This is a genomic window from Streptomyces pseudoechinosporeus, from assembly GCF_054783935.1.
The window spans coordinates 435,545-452,903 of record NZ_BAAGPS010000005.1; the positions used below are offsets into that span (position 1 = coordinate 435,545).

Here is a 17,359-nt window from a genome sequence, read left to right on the forward strand (position 1 = left end):
GGAGCCGTCAGGGTGCCGCCGGGCCGCCGAGCGAGGCGAGGGCCGCGGTCACCGTTGTGCCCAGGTCACGTGCGTCCGCTCCGGCGCGGGAACGGAGGTTGACGCCGTACGCGAGCAGCGCCAGCAGGTCGGCGGCGGCGCTGGGGTCGCAGCTGGCGGAGAGCTGCCCCTGGGCATGGGCGGTGACGAGCGCCGCGTGCATCGCGTCCCGCAGCTCCCGGTGATGCCGGTCCAGGAGGGCGCGCACCTCGGGATCACTGTTCTCGGCCCCGGCATGCGCGTTGGAGACCATGCAGCCCCAGCGGGCGTACTCGCCCGAGCAGCGTGCCTCGATCAGGCCGGTGAAGAAGTCGGCGATGGCGGGCAGTCCCCGCTCGTCCTCGGCCAGCCGCCGGAACGCCGGCTGAGACCGCTGTTCCACGTAGCGGCGCAGCGCGGCGCGGTAGAGCTCCTGCTTACCGCCGAACGTGGCGTACAGGCTGGAGCGGTTGAGCCCAGTCGCGGTGACGACGTCCTGGATGCCGGTCGAGGCCACACCCTGCTGCCAGAACAGCCGCACCACGGCCTCCAGGGCCGTGTCCGGGTCGAAGTGCTTGATGTCCGGCATGCCTCTTACCCCGCCATCTCGAAACGAGGGTTCCAGGATACTTCCGCCCTCGCTATCTTGGAATGGTCGTTCCGAGTTGAGTCGTGACCCAGGAGGACCATCCCCATGACCCTCAACGCCGAGCTCCGCGCCTTCTACCAAGCCCGCCAGCAGCAGATCCCCGCCGAGATCCGGGAGATCATGCGCCGGGCCGGACAGGAACTCGCCGACTCCGGCCGGGCCGACCGCGCCCTGACCGTCGGCGCGCAGGCCCCCCGCTTCACCCTCCCCACCGCGACCGGGCAGACCCTGTCCCTGGACGACCTGCTGGCCCAGGGCCCCGCCGTGCTGACCTTCTACCGCGGCGCCTGGTGCCCGTACTGCAACATCGCCCTGCGCGCCCTCCAGCAGCACCACGAGGCCATCACCGCCCGCGGCGCCCGCCTGGTCGCCGTCTCCCCGCAGATCCCCGACGAGTCCCTCTCCCTCACCGAGAAACACCAGCTCGCCTTCGACGTGCTCAGCGACCTCGGCTCCGACACCGCCAAGCAGTACGGCCTCGCCTTCGACCTCCCCGACGACCTCGCCGCCGTCTACGACAAGCTCGGCTTCGACCTCCAGCGCGTCAACGCCGGCCACCCGCGCACGCTGCCGCTGCCCGCCACCTACGTCATCGACCGCGCCGGCACCATCCGCTGGGCCTTCGTCGACACCGACTACACCCGCCGCGCCGAACCGGCCGACATCCTTGCCGCCCTCGACTCCCTGCACTGACCCACCAGGGCGGCGGTCCGACGGTCCCGCCTCGACCGTCCCGGACCGCTCACCGTGTATCACCCGCTTCGACGACACGGTCGTCATGCAGCCGATGGTCCCGCGCGGCGGGTGCCTGTTCGGTGAGCGCGCTTACAGTTCCCGGCCGCGTTCCGGCCGTAGCGTGCTGGGCATGGTGCTGCGGATCGTGCTGGGTGTGCTGTGCGTCGCGATGGCGGCCGGGCAGCTTGCGTCCTTCCGACGGATGCCCGGCATTCTGGCCGCGTACGGGCTGGTCACTGGGCCGGGTGCGACCGCGCTCGCCGTGGCGCTGATCGCGGGCGAGTTGGTGTGCGGGGTGTGGTTCCTGGCCCGCCCGCGGTCGCGGGCGAGGGTGCCGGTGTGGGTGTTCACCGGCGTTGCGGTGGTGTGGGCGCTGCTGGCGGCACAGGCGTACGTACGCGGGCTCACCGTGACCAACTGCGGCTGCTTCGGCCGCTACCTGCCCCAACGGCTGAGCTGGTTCATGCTCGTCCAGGACGCGCTCCTGCTGCTCTACGCCGGTCTGCTGCTGCGCGGCAGCGCGGCTACGCCTGTCGGCACGGCTGGTGCTCGCAACCGGGACGGGCTACGGAATGAGGAGGCGGACGTGTGATGACCGGACGGCGTGAACGCTCCAGTGTCCAAGCCGAACAGCCGACCCCGTCTCGACGGAGTGAGGAGTACCGATGACCCAGGCATCCGCGCCCCGGCGCAAGGTGGACCGCGACGAGGTGTTCGTGGAGTTCACCAAGTCGATCTGCCCGCTGTGCAAGACGCCCGTCGACGCCCAGGTCAACATCCGTGACAACAAGGTGTATCTGCGTAAACGCTGCCGCGAGCACGGCGAGTTCGAGGCCCTGGTGTACGGCGACGCCGAGGAGTACCTGTCCTCGGCCCGCTTCAACAAGCCCGGCACCATCCCGCTCACCTTCCAGACCGAGGTGAAGGACGGCTGCCCGAGCGACTGCGGACTGTGCCCCGAGCACAAGCAACACGCCTGCCTGGGCATCATCGAGGTCAACACCGGCTGCAACCTGGACTGCCCGATCTGCTTCGCCGACTCCGGCCACCAGAGCTGGGGGTCCCCCCGGTCGAGCGAAGCCGAGACTGGGGGAGGCTACTCGATCACCCACGAACAGTGCGAACGGATGCTCGACGTGTTCGTGGAATCCGAGGGCGAGGCAGAGGTGGTGATGTTCTCCGGCGGAGAGCCCACCATCCACAAGCACATCCTCGACTTCATCGACCTCGCCCAGGCCCGCCCGATCAAGAACGTCAACCTCAACACCAACGGCATCCGCCTTGCCACCGACAAGAACTTCGTCGCCGAGCTCGGCAAACGCAACCAGGTCCCCGGCAGGTCCGTGAACATCTACCTCCAGTTCGACGGCTTCGACGAGCGCACCCACCTGGAGATCCGGGGCCGGGACCTGCGCACGTTCAAGCAGCGCGCACTGGACAACTGCGCCGAGGCCGGGCTGACCGTCACCCTCGTCGCCGCCGTCGAACGCGGCCTCAACGAGCATGAGTTGGGCGCCATCGTCGAGTTCGGCATCGACCACCCCGCCGTACGTTCGGTGGCCTTCCAGCCGGTCACCCACTCCGGACGGCACGTGGAGTTCGACCCGCTCCAGCGGCTCACCAACCCCGACGTCATCAAGCTCATCAATGCCCAGCGCCCGCAGTGGTTCCAGAAGGGCGACTTCTTCCCCGTGCCCTGCTGCTTTCCCACCTGCCGCTCCATCACCTACCTTCTCGTGGACGGGGAACCGGGCAACCGCACCGTCGTGCCCATCCCGCGTCTGCTCCAGGTCGAGGACTACCTCGACTACGTCACCAACCGTGTCATGCCCGACGTAGGCATCCGCGAGGCCCTGGAGAAGCTGTGGTCGGCCTCCGCGTTCATGGGCACCACCACCACCGAAGAGCAACTGCGGGCCACCGCCGAGGCGCTGGACTGTGCGGACTCGTGCGGCATCGACTTGCCCCAGGCGGTGAAGGACCTCAACGACAAGGCGTTCATGATCGTGGTGCAGGACTTCCAGGACCCCTACACCCTGAACGTCAAGCAACTGATGAAGTGCTGCGTGGAGGAGAGCACCCCCGACGGGCGGCTGATCCCATTCTGCGCCTACAACTCAGTCGGCTACCGCGAGCAGGTCCGGGCCCAGATGTCGGGCGTGGCGGTCGCGGACGTGGCGCCGAACGCCCTGCCGCTCGCGGACCGGCTCACCCCGACACCGTACGGCTCGAAGACCGCCCGTACCGCGGCCGAGGGGCAGTGATCATGAACAGCGACGAGGTCAAAGCCTGCTGCGCCGACGCCTACGCCAAGGACGTCGTCGCCCTGCTGCTCGGCGACTCCTACCACCCCGGCGGCACCGCCCTGACCCGCCGCCTCGCCGACCGCCTCCAACTGACCGCAGCCAGCCGGGTCCTGGACGTGGCCTCGGGCCGGGGCACCACCGCACTCCTGCTCGCCGACACCTACGGGGTGCGGGTGGACGGTGTGGACTACTCGGCCGCCAATACCGCCCTCGCCCAAGGAGCGGCGCAGGCAACAGGGTTGGCGGAGCGGGCCCTGTTCACCACAGGCGACGCTGAGTACCTGCCCTGCCCGGACGGCGTGTTCGACGCGGTGGTGTGCGAGTGCGCGCTGTGCACCTTCCCCGACAAGGTCCAGGCCGCGGCCGAGTTCGCCCGTGTCCTGCGCCCGGGCGGCCGGGTCGGCATCACCGACGTGACCGCCGTCCCCGACCGGCTGCCGCCCGAGCTGACCGGTCTCGGTGCCCGCATCGCCTGCATCGCCGACGCCCGCCCGCTGGCCGAGTACGCCGACATCCTGGCCGCCGCGGGACTGCGCACCCTGACCACCGAGCGCCACGACCAGGCCCTGCTCCGCATGATCGACCAGATCGAGGCGCGGCTGAACCTGCTGCGCATCACCGCCCCGGCCCGCCTCGCCGACGCCGGCGTGGACCTGACCGCCGCCCCGGCCGTGCTCGTCGCGGCCCGCGCCGCCGTCGCGGACGGCGCGCTCGGCTACGCCCTGCTGACCGCCGTGAAGTCCCCCTGACGGCCGTGGCGCTACCGCCGGGTACGTAAGCGCCCTCACATACCTGCACATGCCCCGCGTCCTAGCGTCAGCAGCGAGAGCAGAAAGTCGGCGCAAGAGGAGGACGATCATCATGGCCACGACCCTGCACGTTTCCCCGAGCACGGCCGTCATTCCGGTGCACGCGATGTGGGGCGCCGCAGCCGGCCTGGTCGGCGGTGTCGGGATGGGCATCTGGATGTCGGTATCGAGGCCGATGACGGACACCGCGATGATCACCATGGTCGCCGGACTCCTCGGCTCCACCAACGCCGTCGTCGGGTGGCTGATCCACCTGTCCATCGCGCTCTTCGCCGGCATCACCTTCGGCGCTCTGCTGGGCGAGTTCGCCCAGCGCCTCGCGCCCGCCGTGGTCCTCGGCCTGGCCTACGGCGCGGTGTGGTGGACTGTCGGCGCCCTGTGGATCATGCCCGCCAACATGGGCATGCCCGTCTTCGAATGGAACGACGTCACCTCCTCCAGCCTCGGCGCCCACCTCGTCTTCGGTCTGCTGGCCGGGCTCACCTTCTCGCTCGTCGCCCAGATGGCGGGCAACCGCACCGGCCGGACCACCGGATGACACCGACACCACCAGCGTCAACACCTGGTCCCGGCGCACCGCTGCGGGCTACCGAGCCTGACCTCGGCACCCCGGACGACTACTGTCTGACCCACCGCGCGGACGCGCTGGCCGGCCCGGCGTGGGGCGCCGCACCCCCGCCCTGGGCACCGGGACGACGCGAGGAACCACACCACATGAACCACACCGGCGACGAGGCCGAGAAGACCTGGTGCATCTCCGAGGTCGACATCTTCCGCGACCTGAGCGACGTGGAGATGGACGCCATCGCCGCCGCGGCCCCGATGAAGACCTACAGCGCCGGAGAACTGCTGTACTCACCCTCCCAGCCCTCCGAGGTGCTGTTCATCCTCAAGCGGGGCCGGGTGCGGATCTTCCGGGTCTCCGCCGACGGCCGCGCCCTGACCTGCGCGATCATCAGCCCGGGCACCATCTTCGGCGAGATGGTGCTGCTCGGGCAGCGGATGTACGACAACTTCGCCGAAGCTCTGGACGACGTCACCGTCTGCGTGATGAGCCGCGCCGACGTCCACCGCTTTCTGCTGGCCGATGCCCGGATCTCCGCCCGCATCACCGAGATCCTCGGGCGCCGCCTGACCGACCTCGAACAGCGCCTGTCCGACAGCGTGTTCAAGTCCGTGCCGCAGCGCATCGCCACCACCCTGCTGACCCTCGCGGCCGAGACCCGCCCCCGGGTGCTCGGGGCCCGCAGCCCGCAGATCGCGCTCACCCACCAGCAGATCGCCGCCCTGGCCGGCACCTCCCGCGAAACGTGCACCAAGGTGCTGCGCGACTTCGCCGACCAGCACCTGATCCGCCTCGCCCGGGGCCGCATCACCGTCCTCGCCCCCGAGCGGCTCGCCGACCACGCGGGCTGACGTCACCGAACCGTAAGCACCCGCCCCAGCCCATACCGCCCACCGCCCGGCCTACAGTTCAGCCGACCCCGACCACCAGGAGCCGTCCCGTCATGCGTGCCCGCCTGATCCTCCCCGGCCTGCTGGCCGCCACCGCGCTCACCCTCGTCGGCTGCGGTACGGAGAAGTCCGCCTCCTCCAGCAATACCACGGAGAAGACCAGCTCCCCGGCTTCCGGGTCCTCGGCGGAGGCAGGGGCCGGTACCGCGGCGGTCCCGGAGGCGCTGCGGTTCACCGGCACGACCGTGGACGGCAAGCCGTTCGACGCGGCCACACTGGCGGGCAAGCCCACCGTGCTGTGGTTCTGGGCCCCGTGGTGCCCCACCTGCAAGGCCCAGGGCCCCGAAACCGCCAAGGTCGCCGACCGGTTCCAGGGCCAGGCGCACGTGATCGGGGTGGCCGGACTCGACAAGACCAAGGCCATGAAGGACTTCGTCACCGACACAGGGGTCGGCGCCTTCCCGAACCTGGCCGATGAGGCCGGGGACATCTGGAAGAGGTTCGAGATCACCCAGCAGAGCGTCTACGTGATCCTCGACAAGGACGGCAAGACCGTCTTCACCGGCAGCCTCCCTGCCGGCGAGGGCCTCGCCGACAAGCTCAGCCCGCTCATCGGCTGAACCGCCATGTCCGATCTGCCGCTGGCCCTCGCCCTGACCGCGGGCATGCTCGCCGCCGTCAACCCCTGCGGCTTCGCCCTCCTGCCCGCCTACCTCTCCCTGCTCGTCCTGGGCGACGACTCCCCCACCCGCACGGCCGCCATCCGCCGCGCGCTCGCCGCCACCGCGGCCATGACCGCCGGATTCGCCGCCGTGTTCGCCCTGTTCGGACTCGCCATCGCCCCCGCCGCAGGCCAGGTCCAAGAACACCTGCCCTGGTTCACCATCGCCTTCGGCCTCCTGCTCGCCCTGGCCGGCGCCTGGCTGCTGACCGGACGCGACCTGCCCGCCCTGCTGCCCAAACTCCGCCGCGCCCCCACCGTCACCCGCTCCGCCGCGTCGATGGCCCTGTTCGGCGCCGCCTACGCCATCGCCTCCCTCGGCTGCACCATCGCCCCCTTCCTCGCCATCGTCGTCTCCGCCTTCCGCAGCGGATCCACCCTCGACGGCATCACCCTGTTCACCACGTACGCGGCCGGCATGGGCGTGATCGTCGGCGCCGCCGCCCTGTCCGTCGCCCTCACCCGCACCGCCCGCGTCACCGGCCTGCGCCGCCTCGGTTCGCTCGCCTCCCGCACCGGCGGCGCCCTGATCCTGATCGTCGGCGCCTACGTCGCCCACTACGGCTGGTACGAGATCCGTGTCCAGAACAACCCGGCCACCCAGGACCCGGTCATCGATGCGGCCGGAGCCGTCCAGCGCGGCATCGCCGAGACGCTGGAGGCCGTCGGCCCCACGGTGATCGCTCTCGTCTTCGCGGCCCTGTTCGTCACGGCAGTGGTGCTCATCGGCTTCCGACGGGCCCGCCGGTCACCCGGTACGGACACCGGCGCCAGGTCGACGCCCAGCCACACCCCCTGAACGCGGGGCGGCCGACGGGCCGGCCGAGAGGTCAGACGGTCATGGTGGTGCCGTCGAAGCGGCTGAGGGTGAAGACGGCGTCCTCTTCAGTACGGGCGCGCCCTGCGGATCCTCCTCGCAGTCGGGGGCGTGCAGGACGCCGTGGTCGGGCCCGCGCCGGGCGTCCGTGTATCTAGGGGAGGGTGAGGGCGAACTGGATTCCGTGACGGTTGAGGTGGCACCATCAGGGTCGCCGGACACCCGCGAGTCCAAGTCCGTGTCCTCGGGCCCGTCTGTCCTCAAGCCGGTGCAGAGGCTGATGCAAAGGCCACGGCGGGACGAAGAGGCGGAGCCGACGACCCACAGCAGCAACTCCTCGAAGGATGTGTCCATGCGGCTGGCCCTGAAGACGTCGGACCCTGTGCGAGCCCGGTCCCTGCGCAGGGTGCTCATCACACTTCTGGTTGCCGCTGTCGCCGCCGCCCTGGCGATCGGAGGCATTGCGGTGGCCAACGCGGTGAACCAGCCGGAGCTCCGGATACGCGGCATCCCCAGCAGCGGCGTGCTGAACGCCGCCGCGCTCTCCGAGGCCACACTCACGGTGGACACAGTGGACACGGACGGTCGCAGCGACGACGAGTCGCTGCGTGAGGCGCTACGCAATATCGAGGTCAGGCTGAACGGCGAGATTGTCCCCACCCTGTGGGTCGGAAGCCACAGAGTGCTCGATGTGAGGGCGTTGCGGGACGGGGAGTACGAGCTGACGGTGACCACCGACCTGGGCCTGTTCTCGAGCGAGATCAGTCTCAGTCGCCGCTTCATCGTGGACACCACCCAGCCCTGACCTCAAGGTCCCAGATGCGGAGTCCGAACGACCGGTTTGGCCGGGCCCATCCGGCCCCTCAGACCGCGGCGCGCACCGGGGAATCGGCGCTGTTCGGCAGGCCGCTGGGCAACTTCGTCACCGAGGCGGCCGACCACGCACGCATGCGGTCGTTGCTGCAGCCGCACTTCTCACCCAAGCACATGCGGGCCCTGCGCCCGCGGGTCGAGACCCTGACTGCGCGACTGCTGTACGCAAACACAGCCTCGTCATGGCCGCCCACCACCAAGAGCAGATCGTCGACCAGTTCGAAGCCAAGCTCGGCCGGAACGGCCGCGAGGACGTACGCCTGCGCCTGCTCGGCGTCACGGCGATCCCCCGGCGACAACCGAGGGCGGGCTCAATCGCCGGACGTCTGCCCCCGGCGCGGCACCTGGGGCGACATCGCAGCCTCGGCCTCCGCCTTGGCGTCGCTCACCGCGGCGGCGGCCTGCTTCTCGGCCTCGTCAGCAGCCGCCGCAGCGTCGAACGAAACCGCCGAGCCTGCATCGAGTTCCGGAGTCCGGCCTCCGTGCGACGTGTCGTCGGCGGTGGCTGCTTCCTCAGGTTTGGGAGGACCCGCCGTCGACTGATCACCGAACGCACTGGTGACAGTCCGAACAGCCTCGGTCAGCTCCCCAGGGATCACCCAGAACGTGTTGTTGTCGCTGCTCGCCAAGTGGGGGAGCGTCTCGAGGTACTTGTAGGCAAGCACCTTCGGGTCGGCGTTGTTGCGATGGACGGCCTGGAAGACGAGTTCCACCGCTTTTGCCTCGCCGTCCGCCCGCAGGATCATGGCTTGTTGCGTGCCCTGCGCCTCCAGGATGTCCTTCTGCTTCGTGCCTTCCGCTGTAAGGATCTTGGCTTGCCGCTCCCCTTCGGCGTGCAGGATGGCCGCGCGTTTGTCGCGCTCGGCCCGCATCTGCTTCTCCATCGCTTCCTTGATGGTGTGCGGTGGATCGATGGCCTTGATCTCGACGCGGTTGACCCGGATGCCCCACTTGCCGGTGGCATCGTCGAGGACGGCGCGGAGCCGGGAGTTGATCTCCTCACGCGAGGTGAGCGTCTCCTCGAGGTCCATGCTGCCGATGACGTTGCGCAGCGTGGTCACGGTGAGCTGATCGATCGCCTGCAGGTAATCAGCGACCTCGTAGGCCGCCGACCGCGGGTCGGTGATCTGGTAGTAGAGCACGGTGTCGATGTTCACCACGAGGTTGTCCTCGGTGATCACCGGCCTGGGGTCGGACGAATAGACCTGCTCGCGCACGTCGAGTTTGGTGTTGATGCGGTCCGCCACCGGCAGAACCAGGTTCAGGCCGGGTTGCAGCGTCCGGCGATATCGGCCGAACCGCTCGATGTTGTAGCGGCGCGCCTGCGGAACGATCCGCACAGTGGAGGCCACGAGGAAGACGACAACAATGGCCGCCACGAGAGTGAGGACGACAACTGGATCCACAGTGCCTCCGTTGCTGTGTGTTCAGCCGTTCATGGAAGGAGCTCGCGGGGATAGACGATGGCCGTGGCGCCTTCGATCTCCATGACATCCACCAGTGCTCCCGCCGGGATCACCAGGCTCTCGTCGAGGGCGCGGGCGGACCACTCTTCGCCGGAGAGTTTGATCAGGCCGCGGGTTGCGGTGACCTCCTGCATGACCTCGGCCCGTTTGCCGATCAGCGCATCACTGCCCTCGCGTGTGAGGGGTTGCTGTGCCATATGCCGCAGCGCGACAGGACGGACGATGAGGAGACCCGCTGCCGCTGCTACTCCGAGGGCCACGAGCTGGCCGAGAACGCCGATGCCCACGCCGGCGACTACGGCGGCGACCAACGCAGCGCCCGCCAGCAACCCGAAGACCAGTGTCAGGGTGAAGAATTCCGCGGCACCCAGCGCCGCGGCGGCGAGCAGCCATACGAACCACGGCATCGAATCGCCCTCCTTCAGGGGCCTTCTCCACCAAGCTACCTCCAGTAACGACGGACAGAACAGACACGGGAGCCATGGTTCGTGATCGTTGAGGGGTTTGCCCTGATCAGCTGGGGTACGTACGGACAGCTGAACGGCCACCGTGATCATGAACGTCTGTGAAGACGATCAAGGATCAGGTGGCCGTAGAGGCCACGACAGCCGAGCAGACATGGACGGTGACGCATGGAGCGGCGATGGGCGAGGTTGCGGGCCGCTTCCCGCGCCGTGAGCCCCGGCTGCCGGCTCGCGAGATGGCCGAGGGGGATCCTCGACCAGGATGGGCATCCTACCCATGGGCGACCGGCCGACTACCGGCCTCGGATGCGGCGTAGTTGCACATACAGACTCCTGCACGCAGCGGCTGCCCGCGTGCACGTCGGCCGACTGCGGGCGCCGTACGGCCCGGCCGCTGCGCCAGTTCATCTCGGGATCCCGCAGTCCACCGCCATTCCTTGACCGTCACGTCGAGAGGCAGCAATTACGGCTCGAGCTCGTCTGCAGCCAGCCGCAGACGCCGGGCAAGCGGCGCCGCCGTTTCCTGGAATCCCGCCTGGATTGCCTGTGCGACGAGCCGCATCCCGGTGCCGGAAGATCTCCGACGAGCAGGTGGAACCCGTTCATCGCCGCGGCCCACGGGCCGAGATCCTTCATCTGGATGAAGAGCGCCGACGACACCGTGCGCTCCGGCTCAGATCACTAACATCGGACAATGCGCACATCCTCATCGCTGCTGCGGGCTTTGCGACCCCAAGTCCAGGAGCGCCTCTACGACTTCTACGACGAGCTGCGGAGCGCCGACGACCTCTTCTGGGACCGCCACCTGGGCGCCTGGATCGCGACCGGGCACGCAGTGGTCAACAGCGCCGCAGGTGACCCGAGGCTGTCCTCGGTGCGCTATCCCGACATCGAGGCCGTCTCCGAGGAACTGCGGCCGCTGGCCCGAGTTCTGAGCCGGCAGATGCTCTACAGCGACGCCCCCGACCACCCCCGGCTGCGGGCCCTGATCAGCAGAGCCTTCACCCCCCGGGCAGTAGCGGCACTCCGCGTCCGGATCGTCGAAGCCGTCGACCGGATCATCACCCACGCGGCACCGACCGGGCGGATGGACATCGTCGCGGACCTCGCCCGCCCCCTGCCTCTCACCATCATCTGCGACCTCCTCGACGTACCGCAGCAGGACCGCCCCGCCCTCGCCTCCTGGTCCGAGCCGATCGCCGAAGCCATCGGCAACTCCCGGCTCGACGCCGACGGCAACCGCGCGGCCTCGCAGAGCATGGCGCACATGCTCGCCTACCTCCGCGAACTCCTCACCCGCCAGGACACCCCGTCGGCTCCCCACACCCTGCGCGCCCTGGTGACCGCACAGGCGCAGAACACCGACCAGGACTTCGACGAACTCCTCGCCAACTGCGCCCTGCTCCTGATCGCCGGCCACGAGACCACCACCCATTTCATCGGCAACGCCACACTCGCCCTGCTCCGCCACCCGCACGCGGCCGACCAACTGCGCCACCGGCCCGATCTGATGCCCGCCGCGGTGGAGGAACTCCTGCGCTACGACGCCCCGGTCCAGCTGATGCTGCGCCGGGCGCGGCAGGACCTGGACCTGGCGGGCCGCACCGTCGCCGATGGGCAGACGGTGCTCCTCGTGTGCGGCGCCGCCAACCGGGATCCGGCCGTGTTTCCCGATCCCCATGTACTGGACTTCGAACGGCCCGGCGCACGGCACATGGCGTTCGGGCACGGACCGCACTTCTGCCTCGGCGCGGCGCTGGCCCGGCTGGAAGGCGCAATCGCCCTGGAAGCACTCCTCACCCGGCTCCCCGGCCTGCGCCTCGACGGCACCGCGCCGCAGTGGCAGCGCAGCCTCAACTTCCGCGGGCTCACCCGTCTGGACGTCGCCTTCACCCCGCTCTCGGACGATCAGGACAGAGGCCGACAGGACCTGCCGACCGACGGGTGCCCCGCCCGGTCGGCACCCGATGGCGTCGCGGGCGCTTGACCGCGGCCCGGAGGGGAGTCCACAGCGGTGCGAAGGATTCGATTTCCAGAGTGTCCTCGGTAACTCTGTAGCCGTCCGGATCTGTCGTTCCTAGCATCGGAGCGTGAACTCGCAGAACTCAGCGGCGATCTTCCTGTCCTGCGCAGATGGCTGGATGGCGTGAGCTCCCACCCACTGCGCTGGTACTTCGAGTACCGTCGGCCAGGCTTGCACCTCTCCGTCATCGTCGCTTGGTGGAAAAACCCCATCCAGGTGGCCGTGGAGCAGACGCTGACCATTCTGGTGGCCGCGGTACCCGTGGGGCTGGACGGCAAGCGCCGGGACTTCCACGCACTCACGGACATGAGCGGGACAGGCAGGTTGTCGACCGACAGGCTCTTCTCCAGCAGCCAAGCGGTGGTGTACTCGAGCCTTGGTATCCCGCCCAGAACCAGGAAGACGACTCCGCCGAAGACGACGGCGAGCCCGACCCACACTCCGCTCCAGGCGGCGGCTTCCTTGAACCCGAACGCCGCCCATAGCCAGAACGGCACATCGAGCACTGAAGGCCCCTCACAGGCGGGGGTTGGAAGCCTGCTGCCGTGAATGGTCTGAGGCACCGGTTTGGGCTTGTCCCCAGCATCCGCGCGAAGGGATACCCGGCCTGGGTGTCGTCCAGAAGTGTTGCAACGACAGCACGATCTACGACCTTCCGTCGGCTGGTCAGAGCGGTCGGCTTGGCCATCGGCTCCGTCGAGGGCGCACGGTATTGCCAGTGACGCCGGTGTGCCGCTTGCCCACCGCACATGGCAGAGGGCGGTCCAGTCGCGCGGCTCGCTCTGGTCACTCCTCAAGGGTGGCGACCATGTCGAGGCCGGCTTCGTGCAGGGTCCGCCGCACAGCGCGGCACGCCCCGCGGATGTGGACCTCGACCGGCTCCGGCAGCGTAGTGGCTGCCCGGAGCAGTGCGTAGGCGCACGCCAGGTCCATCCGGGCCAGTTCGCTCATCTCCAGCTCCCATCTGCGGGCGTGGCGCAGGCGGGGATCCGCGAGCTGTTCCTCCAGCGGGCGGACCATCCGTGCCTCCAGAGCGCCGCTGAAGACCAGGGTGGCAACCTCTCCGTCGGTCGTCAGCGCTACGGGAGGGCGGCGGGGTGCGGGTGTGGGGCTGGATTCGGCGGCCACGGTGGCCCTCCTCATCGGACTGTCACGGGGCCCGTGCTTCCCGTTCCCCATCGAACGCGGCGGTGTTGCGGCAGTGTCCGAGAGGCTTGTGGAAGACGCGGGTGGAGTCGTCGGCTTGCCCAAGGTCGCTCGTCTTCGAACAGGGCGGTCCTCTCGTGCCTGGCAGGGCCACCGGGCACCCAAGGCTGTTGTGGCAGCGATCAGTTCGCGCGTCTCGTTCCGGGCGAAACTGGGACGTGTGTTCTGTACGGGCGGTAAGCCGGGCGGTGTTCATTCGGACCCGTTCCTGCGCAACTGGCGGCGCTGGGCGAGGCGGATTATGTCGCGTGCGGTGATGATGCCGGTGAGTTGCCGGCCGTCCATGACGAGGATCGGCAGGCCGCCCCGCGGACGGAGCTTTTTGATGACGTCGTACAGGAGGTCGTCCGGTGCGCAAGTCGTGCACCTGGACCAGGGGGTTCCTGCGTCGCGCAGGCGCAGTGTTTCCCGTTGAGCTGCGGGGACCGTTGCGAGGTGTGGCAGGTGGAGCAAGCCGCTGGGGTGCCCCTCGAAGTCAAGCAGCGGCAGTGTCGAGTGGCGGGCGTTCATCGCCTGTCCGTCGAGGAAGCGCTGCACGGTGGTCCAGTCGGGGGCGGTCTGCACGGGGCTGGCCATGGCGTCAGCGGCTCGCACCCCACTCAGGGCTGTGTCCAGGGACGCCTGCTGCCGCTCGGCCTTGGCGACGATGATGACGAAGAAGCCGATGAGGGCCAGCCACAGCCCGCTCCACGAGCCGCCCAGGACCGCGATCCATCCGAGGACGACCAGCAGGATGCCGAGGATCTGTCCGCTACGGCCGACTGCGCGTTCGGCCCGCTCCCGGTCTCCGGTGCGCCGCCACATCACGGCCTGCACCACCCGTCCGCCGTCGAGCGGTGCGGCGGGCAGGAGGTTGAACACTCCCACCAGAAGGTTGGCCCATCCGAGCCACACCATGACGGCCGCGGGCACATCCCAGCCCAGCCCCGCGCTCAGCCCTACGCCGGCACCGAGCGCCGCTCCACCGACCACCAGGCTGGTGAGCGGCCCGCTGACCGCCACGAGGAAGGCCGCGCCGGGTGCGGGTGGTTTGTCCATCTGGGTCATACCGCCGAGGGCCCAGAGGGTGACGCTGTGGACGGGGATGTCCTTGCGTCGGGCCGTGAGGGCGTGCGCGGTCTCGTGCGCCAGCAGGCTGAGCAGGAGCAGCAGGGCGCCGGTGAGTCCGGCGACGGTGTAGGCGGTCGTCGACTGTCCCGGGAGCCAGGCAGGGAGCGTCTGGCTGCCCAGGCTGTAGCCGAAGAGGAAGACCAGCAGGGGTACCGTCCAGTGGATGCTGAGGGGCACCCCGAGAATCTGTCCGATCCGTAGCGAGTTGTTCATCACGGTCTCCTGCTGGCCCGAGTCGGATGCGGTCCAGGCGAGTCGGCGTGCCACGGCGACTGCTGCGCGACCGACTTGGCCTGGCGCCTCGCCGTGGACGGTCCTGGCTGGTGAGGGCCTGTGACCGAGGGTGTGGCGTTCGCGGGCATGGGGAGTCATTCCTCGTCGGGTGGGTCGTCGGGGCCGCCGCTTCGGTGGGGGCGGTCTGGGTTCGGGGGCTTTGGGGCTGGGTTGCGCTGCTGTTCCCATGCGTTGTCGAACTGGTAGATGTCGGGGATGCCGTTGGCGTCCACGTCGGCCGTCTCCGCCTCGTACAGCCGTCGGTACCGGTTGTTTCGCGCTCTCAGCAGGAGGCACGCCAGTAGCGCTGCGGTCAGTGATCCGAGGAGGACGGCGGCCTTGATGTGCTCCTGGTCCGCCGGGTTGGGGTAGGCCAGTTCGCCAATGAGCAGCGAGACGGTGAAGCCGATTCCGGCGAGCATGGCCAGGGCGAGCACGTCGGCCAGCGCAAGGCCAGGGCCGAGTCGTGCGCGGGTGAAGCGGATGGCCAGGTACGTGCCGCCGAAGATACCCAGCACCTTTCCCGCCGCGAGCCCCAGTGCCACGCCGAGTGGCTCCGGGCTGGTGACCACGGTTCCCAGCGAGTCGCCGGACACGCTCACTCCGGCCGCGAACAGGGCGAAGAGCGGGACGGCCACTCCTGCGGAGACCGGCCGGACCAGGTAGGCAATGTGCTCGGCCGGCCGGCGGCCCGCTTCTCCGTCCTTCGCCACGCGCAGCAGCAGCCCCATGGCGACTCCGGCCACGGTGGCGTGGACGCCACTGGCATAGGTCAGGCCCCAGATCACCAAGGCCAGCGGGATGTACCAGTACCAGCCGTGCACGCGCCTCTGGTCGTGCAGGTGGAAGAACAGACCGAGCCCGAGCACCGCGCCGACAAGGGTCGGCACGTTGATCGTCGACGTGTAGAAGAGAGCGATGACGAGAATGGCGCCCAGGTCGTCGACGATCGCAAGGGTCAGCAGAAAGGCACGCAGCGCGGAGGGCAGATGGGTGTCGATCACCGCGAGGACGCCCAGGGCGAAGGCGATGTCGGTGGCCATGGGGACGGCCCACCCGTTCCAGGTCCCGCCCGTGGACGTGGCGACGATGCCGTAGACGAGCGCGGGGACGACCATGCCGCTGGCTGCCGCGACCACCGGCACGGTCGCCGCCTTGGGATCGCGTAGCTCTCCGACCACCAGCTCGCGTTTCAGCTCGGCGCCGGCGACGAAGAAGAAGATCGCCAGCAGCCCGTCTGCCGTCCAGTGGGCAACGGAGAGATCCAGGCCCAGTGCCGGAATACCGAAGTGGACGTCCCGTACCTCCTCATAGGAGCGTTTCAGCGGTGTGTTCGCCCACAGCAGCGCCACCGCAGCCGCGGTGAGCAGCAGAATGCCGCCGACGGTCTCCGTGCGCAGAGCCTTCGCCACGAAGGTGTATTCCGGCAGGGGGAGACGGCCGAGGAAGGTGCGGGGCCTGCTGTTGCGGTGGGGCATGCAGTCGGCTGCCTTTCGCACGGGTCTTGAGAGGGCGTCTTGGGTGGTGGTCGGGTCGGCAGGTGTGGTCAGACGGTTTGGAGGAGACGTTCGAGGAGGCGCGCGGCCGTGACCACGCCGAGTAGGCGGCCCGGGTCTTCGTCGGATTGTTCGACCACGGCGATGAGAGGGCTTCGGCTGCGGGCCATCAGCTCCGCAAGCTCGACGGCTGTCCAGTCGGGAGCGGCGGTGGGCAGGAGCGGGCGTTCCACAGGGAGGCAGTCGGCGACCGTACGCCCTCGCAGGGCGCGGCAGAGGTGATCGGCATGCCGCTCGTCGATCACCCGGGCCAGTGCACCGTCTTCCTGGACGTAGCCCGGAAGCAGTGTCCTGACCACGTCACAGACAGGCAGGGCCGCGTACGGCTGCCCCGCGGAATCCATCACCAGCAGACCTGGCAGGCTCTGCTCCACGATCAGGCACACGGCCTCGATCACATCGGCGTCCTTGCTGACCGAGACGTATGGTTCTGCGAGATCACGTGCGCGCACGGATTCCTCCCGGATAGACCCTCGGTGGGTCGGTGGGCAGAAGTCCGGTGCCGCGTTCCGGGGGCCGTTGCCGTGGCGGTGTGCTCGACGGAGTTCGTCGCTCGCTCTGAGTGCCCGTACCAGGGCCGCGCGGGGGTCCCGGGTCCTGGTCGGACCGGTGCGCATTGCTGTTCAACACCGCGGTGACGCAGATGCCCAGGAAAGCGATGATGGCGAACACCGTGGCGGCGGTCACCCACCAGTTGCGCTGCTTCTCTTCTTCCTCAAGGCCGTCGACCGACTGTGCCTGTGCCTCGTCGGGGAACTGCTGGTTGAGCGCGTCCATGGTCGCGGCCAGTTCGGGATCGTCCTGGGCAAGGCGTCGTTCGAGCTGCGCGAGGATGCGTCCGTCGTCCATCTCGGGGTTCATGTCCACCACCTCGAGCC

At 69.2% G+C, this 17,359-nt stretch carries 19 protein-coding genes and 1 pseudogene; 10 read left to right on the forward strand and 10 right to left on the reverse strand.

Annotation, left to right across the window (positions count from 1 at the left end; genetic code table 11):
- Window positions 1-7: 7 nt before the first annotated feature.
- Complete coding sequence (locus tag ACYVO6_RS08745) at window positions 8-607, reverse strand: TetR/AcrR family transcriptional regulator (protein ID WP_461058971.1); 600 nt, start codon at window positions 605-607, stop codon at window positions 8-10.
- Between the two features lie 105 nt (window positions 608-712).
- Here ACYVO6_RS08745 and ACYVO6_RS08750 point away from each other — a divergent pair, with 105 nt between their 5' ends.
- From ACYVO6_RS08750 to ACYVO6_RS08790, 9 genes are all read left to right on the forward strand, one after another.
- Complete coding sequence (locus ACYVO6_RS08750; protein WP_461058973.1) at window positions 713-1,360, forward strand: peroxiredoxin-like family protein; 648 nt, start codon at window positions 713-715, stop codon at window positions 1,358-1,360.
- A gap of 172 nt (window positions 1,361-1,532) precedes the next feature.
- Window positions 1,533-1,994: a MauE/DoxX family redox-associated membrane protein gene (locus ACYVO6_RS08755; protein WP_461058975.1), complete on the forward strand. Its 462-nt coding sequence runs from the start codon at window positions 1,533-1,535 to the stop codon at window positions 1,992-1,994.
- Between the two features lie 73 nt (window positions 1,995-2,067).
- On the forward strand, window positions 2,068-3,666 hold the full coding sequence (locus ACYVO6_RS08760) for a radical SAM protein (protein ID WP_461058977.1): 1,599 nt from the start codon (window positions 2,068-2,070) through the stop codon (window positions 3,664-3,666).
- 2 nt (window positions 3,667-3,668) lie between these two features.
- Window positions 3,669-4,457 (forward strand): class I SAM-dependent methyltransferase, encoded by a 789-nt coding sequence (locus ACYVO6_RS08765; RefSeq protein ID WP_461058980.1) that lies wholly within the window; start codon window positions 3,669-3,671, stop codon window positions 4,455-4,457.
- Window positions 4,458-4,569: 112 nt separating this feature from the next.
- Window positions 4,570-5,055, forward strand: a complete 486-nt coding sequence (locus ACYVO6_RS08770; RefSeq protein WP_461058982.1) for a hypothetical protein — start codon at window positions 4,570-4,572, stop codon at window positions 5,053-5,055.
- 176 nt (window positions 5,056-5,231) lie between these two features.
- Window positions 5,232-5,933, forward strand: coding sequence for a Crp/Fnr family transcriptional regulator (locus ACYVO6_RS08775; RefSeq protein WP_461058984.1), 702 nt, complete (start codon window positions 5,232-5,234; stop codon window positions 5,931-5,933).
- A gap of 92 nt (window positions 5,934-6,025) precedes the next feature.
- Entirely contained in the window at window positions 6,026-6,592 is a 567-nt protein-coding gene (locus tag ACYVO6_RS08780; protein ID WP_461058986.1) for a redoxin domain-containing protein, read from the forward strand.
- Window positions 6,593-6,598: 6 nt separating this feature from the next.
- Complete coding sequence (locus ACYVO6_RS08785) at window positions 6,599-7,492, forward strand: cytochrome c biogenesis CcdA family protein (RefSeq protein WP_461058988.1); 894 nt, start codon at window positions 6,599-6,601, stop codon at window positions 7,490-7,492.
- A 370-nt stretch (window positions 7,493-7,862) separates the two neighbouring features.
- Window positions 7,863-8,315, forward strand: coding sequence for a hypothetical protein (locus ACYVO6_RS08790; protein ID WP_461058990.1), 453 nt, complete (start codon window positions 7,863-7,865; stop codon window positions 8,313-8,315).
- Window positions 8,316-8,373: 58 nt separating this feature from the next.
- Here ACYVO6_RS08790 and ACYVO6_RS08795 read toward each other — a convergent pair whose 3' ends face one another.
- Genes ACYVO6_RS08795 through ACYVO6_RS08805 form a run of 3 tightly spaced genes read right to left on the reverse strand, consistent with a single transcriptional unit; the run spans window position 8,374 to window position 10,256 of the window.
- The gene (locus ACYVO6_RS08795; protein WP_461058992.1) at window positions 8,374-8,682 is read right to left on the reverse strand and encodes a hypothetical protein; all 309 of its coding nucleotides are present in this window, start codon (window positions 8,680-8,682) and stop codon (window positions 8,374-8,376) included.
- Between the two features lie 12 nt (window positions 8,683-8,694).
- Complete coding sequence (locus ACYVO6_RS08800; RefSeq protein ID WP_461058994.1) at window positions 8,695-9,789, reverse strand: SPFH domain-containing protein; 1,095 nt, start codon at window positions 9,787-9,789, stop codon at window positions 8,695-8,697.
- 29 nt (window positions 9,790-9,818) lie between these two features.
- The gene (locus ACYVO6_RS08805) at window positions 9,819-10,256 is read right to left on the reverse strand and encodes an NfeD family protein (protein WP_461058996.1); all 438 of its coding nucleotides are present in this window, start codon (window positions 10,254-10,256) and stop codon (window positions 9,819-9,821) included.
- Between the two features lie 751 nt (window positions 10,257-11,007).
- On the opposite strand from ACYVO6_RS08805, the gene ACYVO6_RS08810 reads away from it, so the two are divergent.
- A complete protein-coding gene (locus ACYVO6_RS08810; RefSeq protein ID WP_461058998.1) occupies window positions 11,008-12,300 on the forward strand; it encodes a cytochrome P450 in 1,293 nt (430 codons plus the stop codon).
- A 356-nt stretch (window positions 12,301-12,656) separates the two neighbouring features.
- On the opposite strand, the pseudogene ACYVO6_RS08815 reads toward ACYVO6_RS08810, so the two are convergent.
- The 6 genes and pseudogenes from ACYVO6_RS08815 to ACYVO6_RS08840 all read right to left on the reverse strand — a co-directional run.
- Window positions 12,657-12,842 (reverse strand): annotated as a pseudogene (locus ACYVO6_RS08815) (TerC family protein); the annotation flags it as partial.
- 280 nt (window positions 12,843-13,122) lie between these two features.
- The gene (locus ACYVO6_RS08820; protein ID WP_461059000.1) at window positions 13,123-13,464 is read right to left on the reverse strand and encodes an STAS domain-containing protein; all 342 of its coding nucleotides are present in this window, start codon (window positions 13,462-13,464) and stop codon (window positions 13,123-13,125) included.
- A 270-nt stretch (window positions 13,465-13,734) separates the two neighbouring features.
- Entirely contained in the window at window positions 13,735-14,865 is a 1,131-nt protein-coding gene (locus tag ACYVO6_RS08825) for a site-2 protease family protein (RefSeq protein ID WP_461059347.1), read from the reverse strand.
- Between the two features lie 155 nt (window positions 14,866-15,020).
- The gene (gene nhaA / locus ACYVO6_RS08830) at window positions 15,021-16,403 is read right to left on the reverse strand and encodes a Na+/H+ antiporter NhaA (protein ID WP_461059002.1); all 1,383 of its coding nucleotides are present in this window, start codon (window positions 16,401-16,403) and stop codon (window positions 15,021-15,023) included.
- Window positions 16,404-16,471: 68 nt separating this feature from the next.
- Window positions 16,472-16,933, reverse strand: coding sequence for a CBS domain-containing protein (locus ACYVO6_RS08835; RefSeq protein ID WP_461059004.1), 462 nt, complete (start codon window positions 16,931-16,933; stop codon window positions 16,472-16,474).
- On the reverse strand, window positions 16,920-17,342 hold the full coding sequence (locus ACYVO6_RS08840) for a DUF3040 domain-containing protein (RefSeq protein ID WP_461059006.1): 423 nt from the start codon (window positions 17,340-17,342) through the stop codon (window positions 16,920-16,922). Before ACYVO6_RS08840 ends, ACYVO6_RS08835 begins: the two co-directional genes overlap by 14 nt.
- Window positions 17,343-17,359 lie beyond the last annotated feature (17 nt).